We start from the raw sequence: 17,538 nt of genomic DNA, 5'->3' as shown, positions 1-17,538 counted from the left end.
AGCGTTCCCACATCAACGCCTTCTGGCTTTCGCTGTAATAGATCCGGCGCCTCTGTTTCATTTGCAACACTCCCGCCGCTCATGCGACGTTCATTGTGTTGCATCGACCGGTTGAATCCGCCATGTACGACGGTCATCCGCACCTCCTCAACTGCCGGCAGGTCCCGGCCCCATTAAAGCGAACATCTCCGGCCGCAAGTCGCTCACCTCGATAATCACATCGGCCGGCAGGTTCGCCCGGCGTGCGGCGGCGCGGATGGCTTCGGCGTCAGGCGCCTCATACAGGCAATAAGTCTTCTTCCTGTCCGCGCTAAGAAACGAGAAGAGCCACTCGACGCCCTCCTCGTCGTTGATTCGCTTCACAGCGGCTGCACTTTCGCCGGTAACCTCGAGTTGTTCTGCGAAGTTTCGTTCAATCATGAAACGCGGCATGTGATTCTCCTTGAGTAGTGGCTGCAGGTTGCCGCTCAAACTGAGCGACAGCCTGTTCTAATTTCCGAGCCTTGTGCCTGTCTGTGCGCCACCGATGCGCTCGACGAGAGCGAACATCTTCAGTTCTTTGGCGGCGGCGGCCGCTGTGGCAAGCAGATTCTGCGCTCGTGCTCTATCTTCGATGCGATTGCGCGCTGCCAGCATGAGGGCGAATTCGTGCCGGTCATGCGCGAGCCAGGGGTACGCCCGCAAACGCCCGTCAATACTTAGCGCGTGTTGGAAATGCTCCTCCGCGGCAGTCCAGTCGCCGAGAGCGTGAGCGAGCATACCCAGATACCGTGCCGCAGATCCGCAGCACAGTGTAAACACAGGCACGGTCACGACCTGATCCCGGAACGGCAGAAGAAGTGCGTAAACGTGTTTGGCACGCTCGACGTCCCGGAGCCGCGCAGCAACTTCCGCCAGATACGTCAACGTGACGAGACGCTTGCTGTCAGTGGGGATGCCCGATTCGGTGGCCGTGAGCCGATCAAGATTGTCACGGGCCTGCGGTTCAAAGCCGAGATCGCTGCAGATCAGCATGAGCCCGGGCCGCCACGTGGAGTCTTCGGAATGCTCATCGACGAACCGCTTGAACAGCGATGCGACCTCGGCGAGCCGGCCTTGTTCGCGGCGTATTGTGAACATCTGCATGCCGTAGATGCCCGTTGCGAGTTTCGCGTCGACGCTCTGCGCCATCTGGAACGACTCTCGCGCCTTGTGCTCCGCCTCGGCGAAGTCCCCGACGAGTATGGCACGCATCGCCTGCGCACCCGTGACACACCATCTGTCGACGAAGTGCTGTTCACTGGTGGCAATTTCCCGATACCTCTCCAGGGCGCTCTCGAAGCGTTCCACCTCGCCAACCTCCAGGTAGCCGGCAAGACATCGAGCACATGCGTGACCTATGGTGCTCGCATCACCGAGATCTTCTGCAATCTGGCTCAACTCCTGCAACATGCTTATACGCTCCGGGAACGCGTCCGCGAGCAAAGGGCGGGCCCCGACATGCATTACCTCGCACACCAATGCATCGAACAGGCTCGGCAGGTCGTTCAGGCGTCTCGCGAGGGTGACTGCCTCCAGTGCCACTTCGCCAGTTGGTTCTCGCGCGCCCGTCATGTGGTGGGTGCGGACTAGTCGACTCAACAGACGACAACGCTCGATCGACTCGTCGGTTCCGATCAAGGCAAGCGCCCCTTCGAGCAAGGAGAGCGATGCTTTGCCGGAGCCTTCGAGGAACGTCTCCGCAGTGTCGAATCCCAGGGCCGCCTGCACGAGAAACGACGTAAGCTTCTGTTCGCGGGCAATTTGCGCCGCCTGCCCGAAGGTCGTCACCGCTTCGCGCCGGCCCAATCTGAGCTCCGCTCCGCCTCTTGTCAGCAGCAGAGGCAACAGGTGGGTGGCCCGATCCTGATCACCGTAGGAGCATCGGTTTAGCAGTTCAAGCCCGCGTTGCGCATGTGCGATAGCCTCCTCGTAGGCCGCGCCGGCCAGTGCCTGTTCGCCGGCTCGCTGCCAGTAGCCGATCGCGCGCTCCGGCAAGTCGGCCGCGGCGAAGTTCTGCGCGATCAGTTCAGGTTGCCGCTCCGCGATTTCCGGATAGTGGTCCTCGAGAGCGGCGGCGATCAGCGCATGGTATTGGCGGCGGCGCGTATGCAACAGCGATTGGTACGCGATCTCCTGGATCAACGCATGCCGGAACTGATACGTGTCACCCTCCGCTGGCGTACCGGAAGCGGGAACGACGATTTCCGCTGCGACGAGGCGGTCGAGCGTTTTCTGCAGCTCAGTCTCTGATTTCGACGCAATGAGGCGAAGCAGTTTCCTGCCGAACTCCCGCCCCACCGTGGCCGCGATCTGGGCGGTCTCCTTGACGGCCGGCTCCAGCTGGTCGAGCCGCGATAGCAGGGAGCCTTGGAGCGTGTCAGGAATCGCAATGATCTGCGGCGGTCCTTTCAACTCGTAGCTGACGCCTGCGTCCTGCAACAAATCGCCCTGCAGGATGGTCTTCGTCAGTTCCTCGACGAAAAGCGGCACGCCGTCCGTCTTGGAGACAATCTGATTGAGCACCAGACCGGGAAGCCGCTTTCCATCGGTCAGCCGTCCGATCATCGCGATGCAATCGCGACGCGACAGCCGATCGAGATTGAGCTGTACGAGATGAGGGTAAGCCCACCCTGGTTCGAACTCGGGCCGCGCCGTGAGCAGAACAAGCAACGGGGCGGTCACCAGTCGTTCGATCACGAGCCGGACGAACTCCTGTGAAGACGGATCAATCCAGTGCGCGTCCTCGACAACGACGAGCACCGGCTGAACCCGCGTCGACCTTTCGACGATGGTGACGAGCATGTCGAGCGTTCGTCGCCTGAAAGCAGGAGAAGACACGTCAATCGCCTGGTGGCGCTCGGACGCCGGAATTCCCAGCAAGGTTGAGAGGACAAGAACCGCTTCGTCGAAATCGAATCCGAGTCTTGCAATTCCAGTCTCCAGCAGTTCGAGATCCGAATCGCCGGGCGGGTCGAGTCCGAGCCCAAAGACATGTCGTAGCCAGCGCAGCACAGGCCAAAAAGGGCTGTTGCGATGGTACGGGGAACAGTGGAGCGAAACGACCACATGGGGGTCCGCGCGGATGCTGTCGCCGAATGCTCGCAGCAGGCGGGATTTCCCGATGCCCGGCTCGCCGATCAACATCACGCAGCGCATCTCGCCGTCTGTGCTCTGCTTCCAGCGCTGCCGGATCATGTCGAGTTCCGCGGTTCGTCCGATGAGCGGCGTTATGCCGTGGGCCGCCCTGATTTCGAAGCGGTCGATCGCATCCGTTTGCGCGAGCACGCGTTGCACCCGAATCGGACCGGAGACGCCTTTCAGTTCTTGCAAACCGAGGTCTTGAAGCAGAAACGATCCTTCGATCAGACGTTGCGTTGCCGGGCCCACGACAATGCCGTCGGGCGGCGCGAGTGCCTGCAGCCTTGCGGCGAAGATTGGTGCCTCTCCGACGATCGCCTGGCGATCCAGCGAAGATCCAGCGCCAATCGCGCCGGCGACGACCAGTCCCGTTTCGATCCCGATACGCACTTGCAGCCGTACACCTTGCTCGATTTCAATGCGATCGTTGGCCTCGCGAAGCGCCGACACCACGGCGAGAGCGGAAAGTACCGCGCGCACGGCATCGTCTTCGTGTGCATCCGGGTAGCCGAAATAAACGAGCAGCCCGTCACCGAGGTAAAGCGCGATGTGACCTTCATGCGATTCGATCGCGCTGGCGCAGACTTCATGGTAGCGCCCTAGTAGGCGTCGCATGTCCTCGGGATCGAATCGCTCTGCGAGCGCTGTTGAATCAATGAGATCGACGAACATCACCGTAAGTTGCCGCCTCTCGGCTTCTTCGGTTCCATACACAGGCGTCGAAGACGATTCCCCTCGTTCCTTCGCTCGTTCGGGCGATCGCGCGTCAACTCCCGTTCGTGCAGCAATTCCTTTCGCGAGCCGCTTGCGGTCACCGAGCGTCAGGCCGAGTTCCTTCAGGTCCTCATCGGAAAGGTCGCCAAGCACGTCCCAGTCGATCCCTTGCGAGGCGAACTTCGCAGCGTGCCTACCGAGGCCGATCTGCCCCAGCCACGTCGCCAGATCGTCGGTCGTCATTGCTGGACCTCTCGTCTACCGTCCAGGACTATGTTCGGCGACGTAACGCAACTTCTTCATGCGCCTTCACCTCCACTCCAAACGACTGCTGGACAAGACGCCTGGCACGGCAGGCGCGTGCGTCGGTATTGATTAAGTAAGGGCAACGAAAATTGTGCGGCCTCATGATCGGTCCGCAATCTGGGTAAAGCAGGCGCTGGAATATCCATTCTAGCGCGCAGCGAGGGGCTAGATGGCCGCGTGCCGCCGGATGCGGTTTGCAAACGGGGGCGACGAGCACGGGTAACTGCGATCGGCTGGACCCGACCTGAGCCGTCTCCCAGCGCCCGCGGTTCACCGTATGTCAATCCGGCTGGCCACCAAGTCGACTTTTCGTGGCGTAGCGCCGCGCTGGGCTTGTTCTCGTGACGCGCGTTTTGCATTTTTTGGCACCGTATATCGTCTATCGCCTATGAGCAGGCGGATTGCCGCAGTGCCGGATAGACCACCAGGAGGGTGCCATCATGAAGTCGCCTAACCAGGCAGTTGCGAAAACTGTCGCTTATCTTTTGGTCGCATGCCTGGCATCGCTGGCTGCCCTTGCTTTTGCAGGCGCCTACGTACCTTGTCGCACAGACAGCGGAGCGACAGCAACGCAAAGCGGTAAAACGATGCCGTTGCACCACGCCAGCGTGGTTCACAAGAACAATGGCGGCGTCAACGGCGGCGTGCCGAGCCCGTCGCGGTCCGGCAAACGCGTCCCCGGGGGCGACTCCATCGATCCGATGTATCGAGGAGGTTGATGTGCTCGAGGCAGCACTCGAAGAAAATCGGCACGCCGACCAGATCTTTCCGAAGCACGCTACGGCCGGGAACGGTTACGTGCGTTCGTGAGGAGGTCGTATGCGCAAGTGCAAACCCGTGGTTGCACTCACGCTCGTCGCGGTGCTGCCGGGAGTCAGTCTGGCGAATTACGTCGGTCCAGCACACGCTTGGTCGCCAGAACCGATTTTCGTCAGTAGCGCCGGGCCGGGGCCTTTCCTGAGAAGGGACGTTCTTGATTTTCTGGGCAACGTCTATGTGCACTCGTATCGCCAGGGTGCCGGATAGACAACTATGAGGAGGTGCATCATGAAGTCGCTTATCCAGGCAGTTGCGCTTGCGGCCGCGATCGCCGCGCCGATCGTGTCTTTCGCGCAATCGAAACAGCCGGTCACGCGTGACATTCAGGCTGCCGAAGTGAAGATCGCTGCACAGGACAGCCAGCAGGAGGCCAACAGTGACGTTGGCGGCGCGACGACCAACGGCGCTGCACAGGCGAGCCAGCAGGCGCGCAGCAATGACGTCGGCGGCACGACCGCTGGCGCCTCAGCTTCCGGCAGTGCCCAGCATGTGTCGAAGCCCTCGCCATCTTCGTGCACTGGTCCCGCGAGTTACTGCAACCTTTTCTTCGGTAATTGACCGCTGATGGGCCGCCCGACACCGCGTCGACGATCCGGGTAACGTGCCTGGCTCGTCAGGGTCTGACGGCTGTACACAATCCGACTGCGACCAGCTCGAGTCGCCTTAACGGTCCGCAAAAAGTTGACGCGCCACGCATTCCCGGCATGCGTCCGCTTGTGCGTTTGTACGGCGTTCGGGACGTCGCCGCACCTGGTCACGCCATGACTCTCCGAGATCCGGGCGCACCCGCCGATTGAGCCAGCGCGACGCAAGAACTCTTCTGCACACCGGTGACGATGTCGCAGTCGCGGTTTGCTGGGAAATCAGTTGCGAGAACGGATCGCTCGGTGCCCCGATAATCTGGCTCGTCGTATCGACCTGTTGAGAGACTATAGTCGAATGGCCGCTTTGTCGGATGCAAACTTTTGAGGAGCTGTTGATGTCCATTCTCGATGTTTATGGCCGGACCCACGAACTTGACGCTCAATTCATTGATGCAATCGCGACCCGGCTGGAAGCTCGCTCGGGAAACGCGAAGTACATCGCCATGCTGCACGAGTATCTTGCTTTGCTCGACCTCGCAAAAGCAAAAGACGTGCTTGTGCTCGGTTGTGGAACTGGCGTCGAAGTGCGTCAGCTCCTCGGACGATCGGAGTTCCGGGGCAAGGTAACAGCCACGGATATAAGCGCTGATCTGCTTCAAAGAGGACGGCAGCTCGCCGCTCACGAGGATTTCGCAAACCGCATCGATTGGCAAGTTCAGGATGCGCAGAACGTGACGCTGCCAGACGGGGGCTTCGACGTTGTGATCGCGCATACACTGGTGAGTCATGTGCCGCGGCCTGTCGAAGTCGTGCGCGAAGCAGCGCGGCTTGTGCGCGGCAGCGGCACAGTCGCCGTGTTCGACGGCGACTACGCGACGATGACCTTTGGCGCCGACCGCGAGATGGACGAAAAGATCATCTCTGCCGTGATCGCAAATCCGCGAGTGATGCGGGCGATGCCACAGCTGTTTCGCCATGTCGGACTGGAACTGATTGATAGTCGCGGATGGCTGATGACAGAGATTGGCCGTGCCGACTTTTTTGTCGCTGCTCTGAATTCGTTCAGCATTCTCGTACCGAAGACGGGTGTCGCGACGGCGGAAGACATGCAGGATTTCGTCGCCCGACAAATGAAGGCGAGCGAAGACGGCACATTCTTTGCCGGATATAACTTCTACGCGATGATTGGTAAAGGAGCGAACGCGTCCTGAAGGGCCATAGACGGTCGGTTCTACTGCCGTTCGGGAGGACGGATTCAACCGGTCTATTTGCATGCGCTATCGGCCCGTTTCAGACGGTGGCCAGAGATACTTGAGCGTCCGCTGTGCATTGACATGCGGACTATCGCATTACGGTCGCCCGCAGTTTTTTGCCCCGTTGCCGCATGGGGACATCCCTTCCGCCTTCCGCGCTACTCAGCCATCCGTCGAGACCGTGACGGTCTCCCACCCCCGGATCTCGTCTTCGAGTGCCGACAACTTGCCTCGCACCAGGCCGAGTGCATCGCTGCCGGGTAAAAGATGGACGGGTCTCTATGCGTTCTTCTACTAACGCAATCCCGATGCTCTGGCGGCCATCGGGAAGGCATCATTTATCCGATCAAAGATGCCGCGACGCTCTCGCGCGAGGGCGTTTAAACTAGGCGGACCTTGGGCCGCGGGTCCGTTGACGGGTGCGGCGCACGCTGTGTCTGTCTCATCATTCACTCTGGAACTTCGGCGCAAGGTCCGGGAGGCACGTTGGTCTGACGTGCGCGATTCCAGGCGGTCGATCCTGACAGCGGGAGAACAGCAATGGGACTGTCGTGGCAACAAGGTCCGCTTTCGGCGGGCGCAATCGGCCGGTTTCGCGTACCCGGGCCGCTGCCGAAGAGACTGTTGTACGCCGAGCAGCTGCGCCGGCGAATGCGCGTGCGCTTCGGCGGCAACTGGATCGCCGATAGCGAGGAAGTCGTGCTCCCGTTCGAGCCGGCACGTTATCCCGTCGGCTACTTTCCGGAAGGTGACATCGTTCCCGCTGCGCTCGAATGCATCGACCATCCCACCCAGCATGCCGACCTCGGGACCACATCGTCGTTTGCCGGCCGCGCCGGCGATCAGACCGCGCCGCGCGGCGCGTGGCAGCACATCGGCCCGCCCGCCCATCGGCCTGCCCGCCCACCCGAGCGAACTGCAAGGACGGGTCGCCTTCGCCTGGCGCGCGAGACTCAGACGTTCTGCCCGTACGAGGGCAATTGCAGCTACTACAACATCGGCGACGCGCGTCTGGCGGCATGGTCGTATCCGGAGGCGTATACCGAGGTGGGGCGCATCTCGGATTTCATGTCGTTCGAGCCGGACAAGATTTCAGTGCATCTCGACGGCAGGCAGCTTCCTCTCGGACCCGGGCAGACGGTGATTCCGCACGGCGTCGATCGCGAGCTGACCATCGCCGAAGTGTCGCTGTCGCACAAGCGGTGACGGCCATGGCGCGACTGCTATCGGTGAATGTCGGACTGCCGCGCGACATCGAATGGAAAGGCCGCACGGTACATACCGGGATCTGGAAAGACCCCGTGCGGGGCCGATGCCGCGCCGGGCGGCTGAACCTCGACGGCGACGGTCAAGGCGATCTGGCAGGGCACGGCGGCGAGCAGCGGGCCGTATTCGTCTACCAGATCGAATCGTCGCGCTACTGGCAGGTGGAATTGAAGAGGCACGATCTTGCCTACGGACAGTTCGGCGAAAACTTCACCATCGAAGGACTGCCCGATTCTGACGTGTGCATCGGCGACCGCTATCGGATCGGCGACGCGCTGTTCGAGGTGACGCAGCCCCGCGTCACCTGCTATCGCGTCGGCATCCGCATGAACGAACCCCGGATGCCCGCCCTGCTGACATCGAGCGGACGGCCCGGCTTCTACTTCCGCGTCCTCCGGGAAGGCGAGGTCGGAGCGGGCGACGAGATAGTAAAGGTCGGCGAGGCCAAAGAGCGCATGACCGTCGCGCAGGTCAATGCGCTGCTGTACTCGGCTCATCATCCTCGCGATCAACTGGAGCGAGCGTTGCGGATCGAAGCGCTGTCGCCAGGCTGGCGATGGTCATTCGAGGCGCTATTGAAGAGCAGCGCGAAGGGGGGAAATGCCGGGCTCGCCCCCGCAGCGGCAGCGAATCCCGCTGCACCGGGTTTCCGGCCACTCACGGTGACGGCGATCGAGCCTGAATCCGCAGACGTGCTCTCACTCAGCTTCAAGAGCGCGGATGGTCAGCCGCTGCAACCCGCTCTGCCGGGCCAATACGTGGTGTTGCGTCTGCAGCGAACGGCGGGCGGACAGCCGCTTTTCCGCAGCTATTCGATTTCAGGCGGGCGTTCGCCGGAAAGCTACCGGATCAGCGTGAAGATCGAGCCGAATGGCGCGGCCGGGACTTACCTTGAGCAGCACGTGCGGGTGGGCGACACGATCGACGTTAGCTCACCGCGCGGCAGCTTCGTTCTACAGCCTGGCGACGGACCCGTGGTGCTGCTCAGCGCGGGGATCGGCGCGACGCCGGTTCTGTCGATGCTGCACGCGCTGTCGGCGGCGCGCTCGACGCGGCAGGTCTTGTGGCTGCACGCGGCGCACGATGGACAGCATCATCCGTTCGCCGCCGAAGCTCGCCGTCTGATGCCCATGCTCGCTCATGGACGTAGCTACGTCTGTTACAGCACACCGGACACGCGCGACCGTAAGGGCGTGGATTTCGACGCGACGGGCCGCCTGTCGCAAGCGGTTCTGCACGAGGCCGGTGTGACGCGCGACGCGGACATCTATCTCTGCGGACCCACGCGCTTCATGGACGACATGAAAGCGGCGCTCGCCGGCCTGGGCGTCGCGCCGGAACGGATTCACGCCGAGATCTTCAACGGCGGCGAGTCGCTGAATCCGGGCATCGTCGGGACGGACAGGCGTAGTCCGCATCTGCCGAAAGACGACGCGAACACGGGGCCGCTGGTGTCGTTCGCGCGCAGCGGCATCGCCGCGCACTGGAATCCGTCTGTCTACCAGAGCGTTCTTGAACTGGCGGAAGCCTGCGACGTTCCCGTTCGCTGGTCGTGCCGCACGGGCGTCTGCCACAACTGCGAAAGCGGTCTGGTTTCGGGCGCGGTGGCCTACGGGCCGGAGCCGCTCGACAAGCCCGCCGAAGGCAACCTCCTCGTCTGCTGCTCGCAGCCGGTTCGCGACATCGTCGTCGATCTTTAACCGAGACGCGATTCGATAGGCAAGGCAAAACCGTCACGACCCATTGCCCGACACGTCCGGCCACAAGTGAAGCATCAGCGCCGCGCAGATCAACGCAAAGCCAAAGCGCGGCGCAAGGAGCGCAACCAGCATCGCGATCACGAAAGCGGCAAGCACGACGGGCGAGCGCGACCTCGCCATCCGTCGCATTCGCATGGGCACCTGGGCGGTGTTCGCGTGGGCAAATACCTGATACCCGAAGACGTTGTACGCGATGTCGATGCAGACGAAGAGCCCCGCATACAGCACGACGGGGGACGACGCGAGCTTCGTGCTCGCCACCCGGTCGGTGGCGAAAGGCAGGAGCGAGACCAGGAACAGATGGATGAAGTTGATCCATATCAGTCCGAGCGTCGGTGGCCTGACGAAGCGCATCAGATGATGATGGTTGATCCAGATGATGACGATGAACACATAGCTCACCGCATAGCTGACGGCCATCGGCCACAAAGGCAAGAGGTCCGGCAATTCCGGGCGTTCCGGTGCCTTGATTTCCAGCACCATGATCGTCACGATCACCGCGAAGACCGCATCGGAAAACGCGGTTAGCCGTTCCGCGTTTACCTTCACTTCACGCATGGCGTCCTCCCTTGGATGAGCAGGATGTCAACCGTGATGATGCAGGTAAATCCGCTGTGCGGGAATTGTCGATCTCAGCATGTAATCAGGCTTTCGAGCACATCGGCGTCGACCATTTGGCCGCCCTTGAACATGATCTCGATGCCGTCGAGCGACGGCTCGCCGGCGTGCAGGCGCTATACGGTGACACCCGCCGTTAGCGGCTCACGCAGCTTGAGCTGCTCGACCGTGTGCCAGCGTGAAGGTTCGTTATCTGGCCGGAACGGTCCACTAATGGCCGTGTAAGGACGAGGGCGAACGACCGGGGTTGGCCGAGAGCACCAGTTCGATGCGCGTCCCACAGAGCGAACGGTGGAATCCTCGCCGGCAGCTTTCGGACGAACTGCGTGGAGGCGTACTATCGGCCAGATTTAGTCATTCGCTCGCTCACTGCGACGGACACTCGAATGTCCGGTCCATTCGGATAGCGACCTTTTGCTTACGGGTAGATTGAAGGCCGCCAGCATACGTCCCGTCGGCCAGTCGTGAATCGACACAGCGAAGCTGGCGCGTTCGATCTCACGCGACGTCCACCACGATTTTCCCGTGTGCGGTGGCGTTCGTGATGGCGTCGTAGGCGCTTTCTGCGGATCTCAGGTCGAACCGGCGAGGATCGAGATTCGGCGCGAGCTTGCCGGCTTCGATCAACCGCGTGGCCTCGCGCAGCATCTCTCCGTGATGCGCGCGATGCATGCCCGTCAGGAGCGGATAGAGGGTGAAGACTCCTGAGTACGTCGCTTCTCGAAACGACAAGGGAGCCAGCGCATGCGTACCCCAGCCCAATGCGCTGACGACATGGCCAAAATGCTTGACTGCCGCAAACGACGCATCGAGCGAAGGGCCGCCGACGGTGTCGACCACAACGTCGAAGCCTGTGTCTTGCGTCAACGAAGCAACATACTGCTCGACCGATTGCGACCGGTAGTCGATGGGCGTAGCGCCCAGACGCGCAACGAGATCGTGGTCGCGTGAACTCGCTGTTGCGAAGACTTGGGCGCCGAGTGCACGCGCCAGTTGCACCGAGACATGCCCGACACCGCCTGCTCCGCCTTGCACCAGCACAGTTTGGCCCGCTTTCAGATGGGCGCGGTCGACAATGCCGGAATAGGAGGTGATGAACGCGAGGGGCAGCGCCGCGGATTCACGCATCGACAGGTTGGCCGGCTTGATCGCAAGCAGGTCGGCATCGACTGCCGCATACTGGGCCAGCGAGCCCTGAATGCCACCGACGCCGCCCGTCATTCCGTAGACCTCGTCGCCGACATGGAAAGCGGTCACGCCCGGCCCAACGGCATCGACCACGCCAGCCATATCGATGCCGAGCACCAGCGGGAGCGGATGCTTCGCATGCGCTGCGCTACCAGCGCGGATCTTGGTGTCGAGCGGATTGAGACCGCTTGCGGCAATGCGCACGCGTACCTGGCCGCGTGCGGGTTCCGGCATTGAGACTTCGGTCAATTCGAGCGGGCCGTTGTAGCGGTTGAGGACGAGCGCCTGCATGGTCATGGTGGGTCCCTATCGGGTTGCTTTCCCGTCGAGCGAATGGGTCGACGTCTGTCATCATGGTCTATGCTAGAACGCATGTAAATCAATGTTCCTGCGCATGAGCCATGCAAAAATGAATGCCCCCTTGGATTGGGGCGATGTCCGGATCTTTCTGGCGATTGCCCGCTGCGGCACGCTGGGGGCGGCAGCGAAGCGCGTGGGCCAGACCCAGCCCACCATGGGTCGCAGGTTGCGTGCGCTCGAGGAAGCGCTTGGGCATACGCTATTCCAGCGCACGAGCGATGGCTTCGTATTGCGTCAGTGCGCCGCCTACGATAAGCGCTGCCGCGAAGCCTGCGGCCTGGGCGGCAGTTGCTACCACGGAGGCTCGCCGGGGCGAACTGCCTTCATTGAATTCGACCATCGCCGCCGTCGATGGTCCGGCGGTCAGACCGACGCCCACGCCCATGAATGCAGGGGCCACGAAAAGCCATGACACATCCGGGGCGAGTGCGAGGATCAGCGCACCGAGGAACGATGCCCCGAGGCCCAGCAACATCGTCGCGCGCCGGCCGATTTTGTCGGACAGTCCGCCGAACAGGATCAGGACCCCGACGACCACGACCGGGTAGATGGCGAAAATTGCGGCCGTAGTCGTCGATGTGAGATGCCATTCGCTTGCGTATAGCCGGTACGTCATGGCTGGCGCCGCGCTGGTCCAGAGGACATGCGCGACCACGCCGGCCGAAACCCAGAAGCAGGCCCGGCGGTCGAGCGCGACTCGCGTGTATCGACGGGTTCCTCCACCTTGATTCGTGGGGACGGACCGGCAGACTGCATGGCGCATGGTCGTCTCCCAGCGTGTCAGAGCTTCGAGCCGCCGTCGACACGCAGCGTGTCACCTGTCACCCAGCGCGCTGCGTCGGAGGCAAGGAACAGCGCCGCGCTTGCGATGTCGTCGGGTTGCGCCACGCGCTTGAGCGCTTGCAAGCTGAGTGTGAACTCGCGTCCGGCGTCGGTTCTGGCGAAATTCGACATATCGGTCTCGACGACACCCGGCGCGATGGCGTTCACGCGGATACCGCGCTCGCCGAGCGCCGCGGCGAAGTGCGTGACCAGCGTATCGATCGCGCCCTTGGTCGCGGCGTAGGCGGACAGGTTGCCAACCGCGCTGCGGGCAGCAAGCGAGGACAGCAGGACCACGCTGCTGCCAACGCCCAGGACGGGCAGCAGTTGCTGGACGAGGAAGTACGGTGCGCGTACGTTGACGGCGAACAGGCGGTCGAAGTCTTCGATCGTCGTTTCCTCGATGGGCGCGTTCTTCGCGATACCGGCATTCGCAACAAGAATGTCGAGGCGGTCGCCGACCAGCGTGCGCACCTGGCGGGCCAGTTCGTGGGGGCCGTTTGCGGTGCTCAGGTCTGCAGCGACTTTGTCGGCCGCGCCGCCCGATGCACGGATCGTCTCGACCACCGAATTCGCAGCCGGTTCGTCGCTGCCGAAATGCACCAGCACGCGCGCGCCTGCTGCGGCCAGGGCCAAAGCGGTTGCACGGCCGATGCCGCTCGAAGCGCCCGTGACGAGGGCGGTCTTGCCATCAAGATCAGTACTCACAATTAATTCTCCTTGAATTACACGTCGAAAATTCGGGTGTGGCGACTAACGGCTCAGGAAAGGAATCTGGAAACGTCTTCCACGAAGCGCTCCGGGTATTGATGGAGCGAGCCGTGATTGGCGTCCGGATAGATGATCAGTTGGGCAGCCTTTGTAAGCAGGCGGCCATGCCTGGCACGTATGGGACATGCATGGCTGCCGGCGCTCTACGCGAATCAGGACGGAAAACGTTCGCCGAACATCGGCAGGCCGCTGACGGACTGCGCCGCGCTGGCCTCGTCCTGGAGCACGTCCCAATGCTCTGCCAGCTTGCCATTCTCGAATCGCACGATGTCGGCGGCAATCCAGGCATGGGGCCTGCCATTACCGGAAAACCGGCCATGCGCGATCACGTAATCGCCTTCTGCCACCACGAGCTGATTCTCGTAACGCAACGTGTCGGGCAAGGTGCGGATCAGGTCAAACAGGCCTTCACGTCCGGGAGCAATGTGCACGCTGTGCTGGATATAGTTGTCGGACCAGAAGCGCTCTGCTGCGGCGTAGTCGCGCTGGTTGAAGAGCGTATTGAAGGCCTCGAGCAGTAGCGCCTTGTTTTGTGCGGGGGTGGTCGTGGTCATGTCGTTCTCCAGTGGCTATCAGAGCACTTCGAATACGCTGCTCCGACGGGTTCAGGCGGTCCTGCCGCCGTTGACGCGCAGGATTTCGCCGGTCATATAGCTGGCCTTGTCCGATCCGACAAAGACAATGGCCTCGGCGATTTCCTCGGGCGTTCCGGCGCGTCCGAGCGGAACGCTCGACAGCATGGCGGCCTTGCGCTCGCTGGAGCCGGTCAGCCGGGTAAGCATCTCCGTATCGATGGGACCGGGCGCGACGGCATTCACGCGCACGCCCGATGCGGCCGCTTCCAGTGCCGCAGATTTCGTGAGGCCTTCGACTGCATGCTTGCTCGCCGTGTAGATAGACATGCCAGCAGCGCCGCGCAGGCCCATCGTCGATGACACGTTGACGATGCTGCCGCGCTGCTGGGCCGTCATCACGCGCAACTCGTGCTTCATCGCGAGCAGGGTGCCGAGCACGTTGGCGTCGAAGACGGCGGCGTACCGTGCGGGCGTTTGCTCTGTGACCGGGCCTGTCTCACCTTCGACACCCGCCGCGTTGACGGCGATGTCGAGTTGACCGAAGCGGGCGACGGTTCCCTGGACGAGCGCTTCGACCTCCTCTTCATGGCGAACGTCTGCCTGGATGAATTCGGCTTCGATGCCGGTTGCGCGCAGTTCTTCGGCGAGCTTCTCGCCGACTTCAGCCCTGCGGCTGGCAAGCACGACACGGGCCTTATCGCGGGCGAAGGCGAAGGCGGTGGCGCGGCCAATACCGGACAGTGCGCCGGTGATCAGTACGACGGGTGCGTTGTTCATATTGCTTCTCCTCTCTCATGGAGTTCTACGCAGAGAACCGGATCAACCGGAAATTGCGTCGGCAGGCAGTTCCTCGATCGCGTCGATCCGGTCGGGGTAGAAAGCCAGATGCTCGCGGATCGGTGCAACGGCCCCGTAAGGCTGCTGATAGGTCCAGACAGCATTGATGCCTCGTTCGCCAGCGGACGGGATAGAGAAGTAAGCACAGTCGCCCTTGTATGGGCAGTAGGTGGCGTGGCCGGTCCGCTCGAGCAGCGTCATGTCGACGTCTTTGCGCGGGACGTAGATCACAGCCGGGTAACGTGCCTCGCGCAGCGTCAGCGCCTCGCGGGTATCGGCAATCACCTTGCCGCCGGCCTTGACGACGATCCTCGACGGATGACGCTCGATCGTGATCGGATGGTCGAGGCCCGGAATCTTGACGGGTTTGTCGTGCGGATGCGTGGTGGACATGATCAACTCCTTGTGGAAAAGCGGAGGGCAGCGGGCCGCGCGAAAGGCAGCCCGCCGGATTACGTTCAGGTGGTGGCGGGCTCGTCGATCCTGCGAGGACGCCCGCCGGTCAGCGAGAGCGTCAGGATCGAGACCATGGCGAGTCCCATGCCGAAGTACATTGCGTTGAAGAGACCGAAGCCGTCGACGATCCGGCCTCCGACGAACGAACCCAGTGCAATCGAGATCTGGAAGTTGGCGACGAACAGCGCCATGCCGCCTTCGCGGACTTCGCGGGTTGCCTGCGCCATCCACATCTGCAGTGCGACCGGCAGCGCGCCATACGCGGTCCCCCATGCGGCCAGCGCGGCCAGCACCCACGACCGGCTGGTGCCGAGTACGGGCAGCGTGGCGAGCGGCACCGCGATAAACAGGATGCTTGCAATCAATGTCGTCTTGACGTTGCGTTGCGCGGCGGAGCCACCGATGAAATTACCGGCCAGACCGATGAACGTGTAACCGAGCAGCAGCGACGAGATGACCCTGCCGCCAAAGCCGGACACCGTCGCGAGGAACGGGGTGATATACGTATAGGTCGCAAACTGTCCGCATAGCGCAAGCGTCATCGCGATCAGCCCGATGCGCGCCGGTCGAGTAGCGAAGATGCCGAGCAGATCGCGTGTATGGACCCGATGCGCTACGTGCAGCGACGGCAACGAAACCCACTGGGCCAGCAGCGCCGCAACAGAGAGCGCGAGCGCTGCGCCAAATGCTGCACGCCAACCAGCCAGGTCCCCGATCAGTGCCCCGGCCGGGCCGCCGATCAGCATTCCGAGCGAGACGCCCGCGAAGATCAACGATGTCGCCCGGCCGACATGCTCCTGCTGCACGAGTCGGGCGCCGAGCCCCACGCTGATCGCCCAGAATCCGCCGATTCCGGATCCGAACAGCGCGCGAGCCACGACGAGAACCGCGAAGTTCGGCGCCAGCATGGCCGTGAGATTCGAGATCACGAGCAGCAGACCCAAGCCCAGCAGTACGCGACGACGGTCGAAACGTCCAACCGCTATCGTAAGAAACGGTGCGGCGATGGCGGCCAGCAGCCCGGGCGCCGTGACCATGATACCGGCGGTCCCTTCGCTGATGCCCAGTCCCTGGCTGATATAGCGCAGTAGCCCGACGGGGAGGAATTCAGTCGTGCAGAACACGGTCGCGCTGAGTGCGACCGAAAGAACAGCGAGCCAGTCTCGCGTGCGCCGGGGCTGGATTGAGGTGGTTTGAGTCATCATGTGTTCCGGTGCGTGAATCGTGTTGGTTGCTGAAATGACAGCGTTGCGCTTGACGCGCCTAGAGCTTCGAGCCGCCGTCAACATGCAGCGTCGCGCCGGTCGTCCATCTGGCCTGATCGGAGGCGAGAAAGGTGATCGCAGCGGCGACGTCCTCGGGTTCTGCGAGCCGTTTGATGGCCTGCAGGCCGAGCGTCACGTCGCGGCCTTCGTCTGTGCGGGTGAAACTCGACATGTCGGTTTGAACCACGCCGGGCGCGACCGCGTTCACGCGGATACCGCGTGGTCCGAGGTCAGCCGCCAAATGGCGTACGAGCGTATCGACGGCACCTTTCGTCGCGGAGTAGGCCGACAGCTCACCGATGGCTGCGTGCGCCGCGAGCGAGGAAAGCAGCGTGACGCTGCTGCCCTTGCACATGATCGGCAGCAATTGCTGCACAAGAAAATACGGAGCGCGCACGTTGACTGCGAACAGTTCATCGAAATCCTCCACGCCTGTTTCCTCCAGCGTGGCTCCCTTCGCGATGGCTGCGTTGGCAACGAGGATGTCGAGCCGTTCGCCGACAATTGCCCGGACATGGCGCGCGAGCCGGTGCGGCCCATCGGATTCGGCCAGATCGGCCTGAAGGCATCGGGCACGGCTGCCCGCCGCAGTGATTTCGGCGGCGACGGCCTTGGCCTCAGATGCACTGCGGCCATAGTGAACGATGATCTGAGCGCCAGCCTGCCCGAGCGCAAGCGCTGTAGCGCGCCCGATGCCACGGGAAGCGCCGGTGACGAGCGCGGTCTTTCCTGTCAGGGGGTTCATGATCGTGCTTCCAGCAGATAACTGACGTTGAGGCGAGGGG

Annotated in this window: 17 protein-coding genes and 2 pseudogenes; 7 read left to right on the top strand and 12 right to left on the bottom strand. The window is 62.5% G+C overall.

The genetic code is table 11. The annotated features are described in order from the left end of the window. Window positions 1–147 precede the first annotated feature (147 nt). Window positions 148–432 (bottom strand): DUF4242 domain-containing protein, encoded by a 285-nt coding sequence (locus LJ655_RS03215; RefSeq protein WP_230559797.1) that lies wholly within the window; start codon window positions 430–432, stop codon window positions 148–150. A gap of 57 nt (window positions 433–489) precedes the next feature. Then, complete coding sequence (locus tag LJ655_RS03210) at window positions 490–4,116, bottom strand: AAA family ATPase (RefSeq protein ID WP_230559796.1); 3,627 nt, start codon at window positions 4,114–4,116, stop codon at window positions 490–492. A 503-nt stretch (window positions 4,117–4,619) separates the two neighbouring features. Between LJ655_RS03210 and LJ655_RS03205 the strand changes: the two genes are divergently transcribed. The 3 genes from LJ655_RS03205 to LJ655_RS03195 all read left to right on the top strand — a co-directional run bounded on the left by LJ655_RS03205 (window position 4,620) and on the right by LJ655_RS03195 (window position 6,793). Continuing rightward, window positions 4,620–4,898 (top strand): hypothetical protein, encoded by a 279-nt coding sequence (locus LJ655_RS03205; protein WP_230559795.1) that lies wholly within the window; start codon window positions 4,620–4,622, stop codon window positions 4,896–4,898. Window positions 4,899–5,226: 328 nt separating this feature from the next. Beyond that, on the top strand, window positions 5,227–5,556 hold the full coding sequence (locus LJ655_RS03200) for a DUF4148 domain-containing protein (protein ID WP_230559794.1): 330 nt from the start codon (window positions 5,227–5,229) through the stop codon (window positions 5,554–5,556). A 421-nt stretch (window positions 5,557–5,977) separates the two neighbouring features. Beyond that, on the top strand, window positions 5,978–6,793 hold the full coding sequence (locus tag LJ655_RS03195) for a methyltransferase domain-containing protein (protein WP_230559793.1): 816 nt from the start codon (window positions 5,978–5,980) through the stop codon (window positions 6,791–6,793). A 204-nt stretch (window positions 6,794–6,997) separates the two neighbouring features. Here the strand turns inward: LJ655_RS03195 and LJ655_RS03190 are convergent. Further along, window positions 6,998–7,111: pseudogene (locus LJ655_RS03190) on the bottom strand (short-chain dehydrogenase/reductase); the annotation flags it as partial. A 264-nt stretch (window positions 7,112–7,375) separates the two neighbouring features. Between LJ655_RS03190 and LJ655_RS03185 the strand changes: the two are divergent. Beyond that, window positions 7,376–8,041, top strand: a complete 666-nt coding sequence (locus tag LJ655_RS03185) for a DUF427 domain-containing protein (protein ID WP_230559792.1) — start codon at window positions 7,376–7,378, stop codon at window positions 8,039–8,041. A 5-nt stretch (window positions 8,042–8,046) separates the two neighbouring features. Further along, window positions 8,047–9,801 carry an MOSC and FAD-binding oxidoreductase domain-containing protein gene (locus LJ655_RS03180; protein ID WP_230559791.1) on the top strand — a complete coding sequence of 585 codons (1,755 nt, stop codon included), beginning with the start codon at window positions 8,047–8,049 and terminating at the stop codon, window positions 9,799–9,801. A 33-nt stretch (window positions 9,802–9,834) separates the two neighbouring features. Here LJ655_RS03180 and LJ655_RS03175 read toward each other — a convergent pair whose 3' ends face one another. Beyond that, window positions 9,835–10,419: a TMEM175 family protein gene (locus tag LJ655_RS03175; protein WP_230559790.1), complete on the bottom strand. Its 585-nt coding sequence runs from the start codon at window positions 10,417–10,419 to the stop codon at window positions 9,835–9,837. Window positions 10,420–10,430: 11 nt separating this feature from the next. Here LJ655_RS03175 and LJ655_RS03170 point away from each other — a divergent pair, with 11 nt between their 5' ends. Continuing rightward, on the top strand, window positions 10,431–10,619 hold the full coding sequence (locus tag LJ655_RS03170) for a hypothetical protein (RefSeq protein ID WP_230559789.1): 189 nt from the start codon (window positions 10,431–10,433) through the stop codon (window positions 10,617–10,619). Between the two features lie 358 nt (window positions 10,620–10,977). Here the strand turns inward: LJ655_RS03170 and LJ655_RS03165 are convergent, their stop codons facing one another. After that, window positions 10,978–11,964: a zinc-dependent alcohol dehydrogenase family protein gene (locus LJ655_RS03165; RefSeq protein ID WP_230559788.1), complete on the bottom strand. Its 987-nt coding sequence runs from the start codon at window positions 11,962–11,964 to the stop codon at window positions 10,978–10,980. A 112-nt stretch (window positions 11,965–12,076) separates the two neighbouring features. On the opposite strand from LJ655_RS03165, the pseudogene LJ655_RS03160 reads away from it, so the two are divergent. After that, window positions 12,077–12,259, top strand: a pseudogene (locus LJ655_RS03160) (helix-turn-helix domain-containing protein); the annotation flags it as partial. Here LJ655_RS03160 and LJ655_RS03155 read toward each other — a convergent pair. The 7 genes from LJ655_RS03155 to LJ655_RS03125 all read right to left on the bottom strand — a co-directional run bounded on the left by LJ655_RS03155 (window position 12,227) and on the right by LJ655_RS03125 (window position 17,498). Beyond that, entirely contained in the window at window positions 12,227–12,790 is a 564-nt protein-coding gene (locus LJ655_RS03155) for an MFS transporter (RefSeq protein WP_268991295.1), read from the bottom strand. The pseudogene LJ655_RS03160 and the gene LJ655_RS03155 overlap by 33 nt on opposite strands. Before the next feature lie 17 nt (window positions 12,791–12,807). After that, window positions 12,808–13,557, bottom strand: coding sequence for an SDR family NAD(P)-dependent oxidoreductase (locus LJ655_RS03150; RefSeq protein ID WP_230559787.1), 750 nt, complete (start codon window positions 13,555–13,557; stop codon window positions 12,808–12,810). A gap of 215 nt (window positions 13,558–13,772) precedes the next feature. Then, window positions 13,773–14,174 carry a nuclear transport factor 2 family protein gene (locus LJ655_RS03145; protein WP_230559786.1) on the bottom strand — a complete coding sequence of 134 codons (402 nt, stop codon included), beginning with the start codon at window positions 14,172–14,174 and terminating at the stop codon, window positions 13,773–13,775. A gap of 51 nt (window positions 14,175–14,225) precedes the next feature. Next, on the bottom strand, window positions 14,226–14,972 hold the full coding sequence (locus LJ655_RS03140; protein WP_230559785.1) for an SDR family NAD(P)-dependent oxidoreductase: 747 nt from the start codon (window positions 14,970–14,972) through the stop codon (window positions 14,226–14,228). Window positions 14,973–15,014: 42 nt separating this feature from the next. Next, window positions 15,015–15,425, bottom strand: coding sequence for a DUF427 domain-containing protein (locus tag LJ655_RS03135; RefSeq protein ID WP_230559784.1), 411 nt, complete (start codon window positions 15,423–15,425; stop codon window positions 15,015–15,017). 65 nt (window positions 15,426–15,490) lie between these two features. Then, complete coding sequence (locus tag LJ655_RS03130) at window positions 15,491–16,693, bottom strand: MFS transporter (RefSeq protein ID WP_230559783.1); 1,203 nt, start codon at window positions 16,691–16,693, stop codon at window positions 15,491–15,493. A gap of 58 nt (window positions 16,694–16,751) precedes the next feature. Next, window positions 16,752–17,498, bottom strand: coding sequence for an SDR family NAD(P)-dependent oxidoreductase (locus tag LJ655_RS03125; protein WP_230559782.1), 747 nt, complete (start codon window positions 17,496–17,498; stop codon window positions 16,752–16,754). Between the last annotated feature and the right edge of the window lie 40 nt (window positions 17,499–17,538).

The organism is Paraburkholderia translucens, from assembly GCF_020881035.1.
Taxonomy (GTDB): Bacteria; Pseudomonadota; Gammaproteobacteria; order Burkholderiales; family Burkholderiaceae; genus Paraburkholderia; species Paraburkholderia translucens.
Note: the sequence above shows the minus strand (reverse complement) of the source record. Positions and strands in the feature narration are given on the sequence as shown.